6 protein-coding genes are annotated in these 5,218 nt (G+C 66.6%); 5 read left to right on the top strand and 1 reads right to left on the bottom strand.

Annotated features, from left to right (window positions below; all coding sequences use genetic code 11):
* Nucleotides 1-1,392: TonB-dependent receptor (locus KAY22_RS24145; protein ID WP_296625685.1), on the top strand; the 1,392-nt coding region annotated here is incomplete at its 5' end.
* A gap of 78 nt (nucleotides 1,393-1,470) precedes the next feature.
* Here KAY22_RS24145 and KAY22_RS24140 read toward each other — a convergent pair.
* Nucleotides 1,471-2,988, bottom strand: coding sequence for a tetratricopeptide repeat protein (locus tag KAY22_RS24140; RefSeq protein ID WP_296625686.1), 1,518 nt, complete (start codon nucleotides 2,986-2,988; stop codon nucleotides 1,471-1,473).
* Between the two features lie 23 nt (nucleotides 2,989-3,011).
* Between KAY22_RS24140 and KAY22_RS24135 the strand changes: the two genes are divergently transcribed.
* The 4 genes from KAY22_RS24135 to KAY22_RS24120 form a co-directional block, all read left to right on the top strand.
* Complete coding sequence (locus tag KAY22_RS24135; RefSeq protein ID WP_296625684.1) at nucleotides 3,012-3,329, top strand: antibiotic biosynthesis monooxygenase; 318 nt, start codon at nucleotides 3,012-3,014, stop codon at nucleotides 3,327-3,329.
* Entirely contained in the window at nucleotides 3,326-4,117 is a 792-nt protein-coding gene (locus KAY22_RS24130) for an SDR family oxidoreductase (RefSeq protein ID WP_296625681.1), read from the top strand. Before KAY22_RS24135 ends, KAY22_RS24130 begins: the two co-directional genes overlap by 4 nt.
* Complete coding sequence (locus KAY22_RS24125; protein ID WP_296625680.1) at nucleotides 4,114-4,875, top strand: SDR family oxidoreductase; 762 nt, start codon at nucleotides 4,114-4,116, stop codon at nucleotides 4,873-4,875. The genes KAY22_RS24130 and KAY22_RS24125 overlap by 4 nt, the downstream gene beginning before the upstream one ends.
* A 17-nt stretch (nucleotides 4,876-4,892) precedes the next feature.
* The coding region (locus KAY22_RS24120; protein WP_296625679.1) for a cupin domain-containing protein at nucleotides 4,893-5,218 on the top strand (326 nt) is incomplete at its 3' end.

Here is a 5,218-nt window from a genome sequence, read left to right as displayed (position 1 = left end):
ACGACGCTGTGCCGTGGCAATGCCAATGCGCCGACCTGCCCCGGTACGCTCAACGGCCACCGTATCAATGTCGACGGCGGATATGTGCGGGTCGAGCACAATATGCAGGACATCGGCTCGCTGACCGTCGTCGGCGGCTATCGCAAGGTGAAGTCGAGCCTGCCGTCCGACTATACCGGCGAAAGCGCCTATCTGTTCGTATCGACGCGCGACGATACCCGCGATCAGTACAGCCTCGAAGCGCGCTTCTCGTCCGACTTCTCCGACAAGCTGAAGTTCACCGTCGGATCGATGTACTGGGGCCAGAAGCTCGACGCGAACGCGACGTCCTTCCTCGGTTTCCTCCGCTTCCTCGGCGATCCGACGGCACTGACCGACCCCAATATCTCGACCGCCGATTATAAGGTCGACAGCTATGCGGCGTTCGGCGAGGCGGAATATAAGGTCAGCGATCCCTTCTCGGTCTTCCTCGGCGGTCGCTACACCAAGGAGAAGAAGACCTTCTCGGTCCGGCCGCAGGTGCGGCGCTCGATCGTGCAGGGCGGCTTCTGGCCGGAATTTTCGGACAAGGCCAGCTTCTCCAAGCCCACCTTCCGCGCCGGCTATCGCTGGGAAATCACCGATGGGGTGAACAATTACTTCACCTACAGCCAGGGCTACAAGTCGGGCGGCTATAACGAACAGGCGATGTCGGCGACATCGGCGCTGCCCTTCCGCGAGGAGACCGCCGACAGCTTCGAGTTCGGCCTGAAGACCGAAACTGCAGACCGCCGCCTGCGCTTCAACGTCGCGGCCTTCTACGTGAAATATGACGACCTGCAGCGCGACGCGGTGGTGCCGTTCATCGACCCGATCACCGGCCTGCCCGGACAGGAGACCCGCACGACCAACGCCGGCAAGGCCGAGGTCTACGGCCTCGAACTCGAAGCCAGCGCGGTGCCGGTCGATGGCCTGACCCTGGGTGCGTCGCTCGGCTATCAAAAGGCGAAATATCTTGAGTTCTTCACCGATGTCGACGGCAACGGGACGAACGACGACGCCTCCAACCTGAAGCTGCGCAACGTCCCCAAATGGACCGCCAACGCGACAGCCAACTATGCCTTCCCGCCGACCGACTGGGGGCAGGTCAGCCTGAACGCCGACGTCAACTATCAGGCGAAATATGAATCGGTCACACTGAACGCGCCCTTCACCCAGGGTGAGGCGCGGACTCTGGTGGGCGCCAGCATCCAGTGGGCCGATCCCACGGAACGCTATCGGGTGTCGGTCTTCACCCGCAACCTTCTGGACGAAACCTATCGGGTTTCGGCCAACTCGGTGGCTGGCCTCTTCAACTTCACCAACTATGCTCCGCCCCGTTCGTTCGGGATCGAGCTTGGCGTGAAGCTCTGAGGCTGCCTGGTGGTCCGGCTCGTTCCTCCGAAGCCGTCTTCCCAAACCTCGCGGCCAAAGTGGCGGCGAGCCGGACCATCATTCCTGCACGGCGCGTCGCCGCAGCTTGTGGCGATTGCCCGTGCCCTTTGGCACAAGATCGAAGGCGAAGCTGATCCGCGGCTCGTCCCCGCCGAACGGCAATGTGCAGTGCCACAGATAGGACGGGAACAGGATCATCCGGCCGGCACGCGGCTCGCGCAGATGCAGCGTACCGCCACCGCCGAGCGCATCGGGCAGCGCGCCGATCGCGAACCAGCCCTCGGTGCCGCCACCCGCCGGCGGACGGAAGGCCGGATAATAGACGCCCGACAGCCAGTTGGGCGCGTGAATATGCGAACCGACCTCCCCGCCCGGCGCCAGGATCGTGCCCCACAAGGTCAGCGACCAGTCCTCGGGCCGCGCCCGCAGCCAGGGATGGTCTTCGCCCCGTTGCACGTCGTGCCAGTCGCCGAGCGCGTTGCGCGCCAACTGCGCGAGCGCCGCAATCGCCGGGCTGTCGTCCTGGGCCAGTTCGTCGCTTTGCCGGCCCGCGCGGGTCACCAGCCCCTCGGGCTCGAAGGTCAGCGACGGATGCACTTCGAGTTCCGCGAGCAGCGCCGCATCGAAGGCCGCCATGGTCTCGAAGCCGTCGACCTGCTCGACGTCGATCACCGCCACGAAACGGTCGAGCGCCATCAGCTCCGCCAGCGCCTCGCTTTCCCCCAGCCGCTCCAGCGCCGCGCAGCGCAGCGCCAGCGGCGTGGTGATGCTCGGCGAAGCGGCCATCAGCGCGTCACAGACGGACAGCGCCTCGCGGCCTTCGCCTGCTCGCAGCAGCGCCATCGCCAGATTGATTCCCAGCGCATGGTTCGGCCCGCGTTCGAGCGCCTGCCGATACAGAGCGATGGCCCCGGCCAGATCGCCTCGGCCGTCGAGCATCGCCGCCAGCTGGTTGGAGGCGCGCGGATGCCCCGGCATCGCCGCCAGCAGCATCCTTGCCAAGCTTTCGGCTTCGGCCTTCTCGCCCTTCGCGACCAGCACATCCACCAGATTGAGCGCGGCTTCGGCATAGCTTGGCCGCAACGCCAGCGCGCGACGATAAGCCTCTACGGCCTCGGCGGGCTTCCCGACATTGGCCAGCGCAACACCCAGATTGTTCCACGCTTCGACATGGTCGGGCTTGACCGCGACCGCCCTTCGCAAAGGTGGCAGCGCCTCCTCGGCCCGCTCGGCGGCGATGAGGCAGGAGCCCAGATTGGCGAGCGCCACCGGTGCGTCGGGCCGCAGGTCGAGCGAGCGGCGCAGGGCGGCAATCGCCTCGTCGAACCGGCCCGCCTGCTTGAGCGCCACCGCCTGATTGACCAGCCGCGCGGGGTTCGCCGGATCGGCCGATCGCGCGGCGGCAAAATGCGCCAGCGCCGTCTCGATATCACCGCTTCGCTGCGCAACAATTCCTGCGACGGTCAGCACGTCAGGGTCACCGGGCGCCTCGCGCAGGAGACGCTCGACAAGAGGTGCGGCAGCCTTCGGGTCCGGTCCCTGCGCCAGCTTCGCCGCCTGCTGCAGCCATTCCATATTCACCAAGGGAGACTCTCCGAATGATCGGTGTCGTCATGATCGTCAGGACCAAGGCCGGACGGGCCGAGGAGTTCGCACGTCTCGTCGCCAAGCTCCAGCGGGATGTGCGCGCGAACGAACCCGACGCGCTGATCTGGCAGGTGATGCGGGCGCAGGACGACGCCAACCTGTTCTACTTCACAGAGCTGTTCGCCACCGCCGAGGCGCAGGCCGCCCATGCGGACATGCCCTATCATGTCGCCATGTCGGCGGCCGGCTGGGACTGCGTCGACGGCCAGCCCGAAATCCGCCTGTGCACCCCGATTACCGAAAAAGACATCGAAGGAGAGACTATATGATCGGATCGCTCGAAGGACGCGTCGCCCTCGTCACCGGCTGCACCGGCGGCATCGGCAGCGTGATTTCCTCCGCGCTCGCCGAGGCAGGCGCGTCCGTCGTCGGCGCGGACATGGTCGATGACGGCAGCGCCTTCACCAAGGCCGTGCCCAATGGTCGCTATCTGAAGCTCGACGTCACCGACGAAGCCGACTGGCAGAAGGTGGTGGCCGATGTCGAGAAAGCCGACGGGCGTCTCGACATCCTCGTCCATGTCGCGGGCATCGCGGTGGTCGAGCGCCTCGCCAACACCACGCTGGAACAGTGGCGCAAGCAGATGGCGGTCAATGTCGACGGCCCCTTCCTCGGTACCAAGGTCGCCGCCGACCTGATGGCGCGCACCGGTGCGCAGACGCCGCATGGCAGCTCGATCATCATCATCTCGTCGGTTGCCGGCCTGATCGGCTCGGCGCTCCACACCGGCTATTGCGCCTCGAAGGGCGCGGTGCGGCTATTCTCCAAGGCCTGCGCGATGGAGTTCTCGGCACTCGGGCAGAAGATCCGGATCAACACCGTCCACCCGTCGGGCGTGAAAACCGGCATGGTCGACCACATCATGCAGCGCTTCGTCGACGAAGGCTTCTTCCCGTCGGTGCAGGCAGCGCTCGACGGCATGGGGCCGGCCCATCCGATCGGCCGCATGGCCGACCCGATCGACATCGCCAAGGCGGTCCGCTTCCTCGCGTCCGACGAGTCCGGCTACATGCATGGCTCCGAACTGGTCGTCGACGGCGGATACACGGCGCAATGAGCCGCTTTGCCGGCAAGGTCGCGCTCGTCACGGGGGGCACCTCGGGCATCGGCGAGGCGGTCAGCGCGCAGCTGACGCGCGAGGGCGCCAAGGTGCTGGTGCTCTCCAACGTGGGCCAGGCGGACATAGACGCGGCGGCGCGCGGCGGGCTGATCGCGGCAGGCCGGCAGGTCGACATCGCCGATGCGGCCGCCGTCGCCCGCGCGGTCGAGGATCTGACCGCAGAGGCGGGCAGCGTCGACATCCTGGTCAACAACGCCGCGATCTGGGCACCCAATCCGGTGCCCGAAAGCCCGCTGGCGCTGTTCGACCGGCATATCGACGTCAACCTGAAGGGCAGCTTCTACGTCACCCATGCAGTGCTGCCCGCGATGCTGGCCAAGCGTGCCGGATCGGTGATCTTCGTCGGCTCGGTCTCGGGCATAGCGGGACGCGCCGGCGACAGCGCCTATTCGGCGTCGAAAGCCGGCGTCGCGATGCTCGCCCGCACGCTCGCGGCCGAACTGGGCTCACAGGGCATCCGCATCAACTGCGTCTGCCCCGGGTCGGTCGCGACCCCGCTGACCGCCGGGCTGCGCACGCCCGAAGGCGAAAAGGCCATCGCCGCTCTGATGGAGGACCACCCCTCCCCGCGCGGCGTCTTCTTCATGGACCCCGCCCAGATGGCGGAGGTCATCTGCTTCCTCGCCGATCCGCGATCGAGCGCCATCCATGGCGCAGTGATCATCGCCGACGAGGGCCTGACCGCAACGATGTAACCGAAGGGACGAGGACAATGACCATCGAACATGATCCGGGAAAGCTCGGCGACCTGATCGTCAACATCGCCGATGCGAAGCCGCACCAGCTCGGCTCGGGCACCACCATCCGCCTGCTCCGCTACAGCGAAGAGACCGGCGACTGGGTGCTGTGGGTGCAGATGGAGCCGGGCGCGACCTTCGCGCCGCACTGGCATCTCGGCCATGGCCAGTATTTCGTGACCAAGGGCGAGCTGATCTACGACGTCGGCTCGGCCCCCGCCGGCACCTATGGCTATGAGCCGATCGGGTCCCGCCACGCCGAGGCGCATTGCGTCGAGCCCACCGAATATCTGTTCCTGGG

The organism is Rhizorhabdus sp. (assembly GCF_018006725.1).
In the GTDB taxonomy this organism is placed as follows: domain Bacteria; phylum Pseudomonadota; class Alphaproteobacteria; order Sphingomonadales; family Sphingomonadaceae; genus Rhizorhabdus.
The sequence above is the reverse complement of the archived record's forward strand: the minus strand, read 5'-3'. Positions and strand labels throughout refer to the sequence as shown.

What these genes read in the sequence shown, in the direction of transcription:
- KAY22_RS24135 (WP_296625684.1), top strand. Translation starts at nt 3,012, where the DNA reads ATGATCGGTGTCGTCATGATCGTCAGGACCAAGGCCGGACGGGCCGAG.
- KAY22_RS24125 (WP_296625680.1), top strand. Translation starts at nt 4,114, where the DNA reads ATGAGCCGCTTTGCCGGCAAGGTCGCGCTCGTCACGGGGGGCACCTCG.
- KAY22_RS24130 (WP_296625681.1), top strand. Translation starts at nt 3,326, where the DNA reads ATGATCGGATCGCTCGAAGGACGCGTCGCCCTCGTCACCGGCTGCACC.
- KAY22_RS24140 (WP_296625686.1), bottom strand. Translation starts at nt 2,988, where the DNA reads ATGGAATGGCTGCAGCAGGCGGCGAAGCTGGCGCAGGGACCGGACCCG.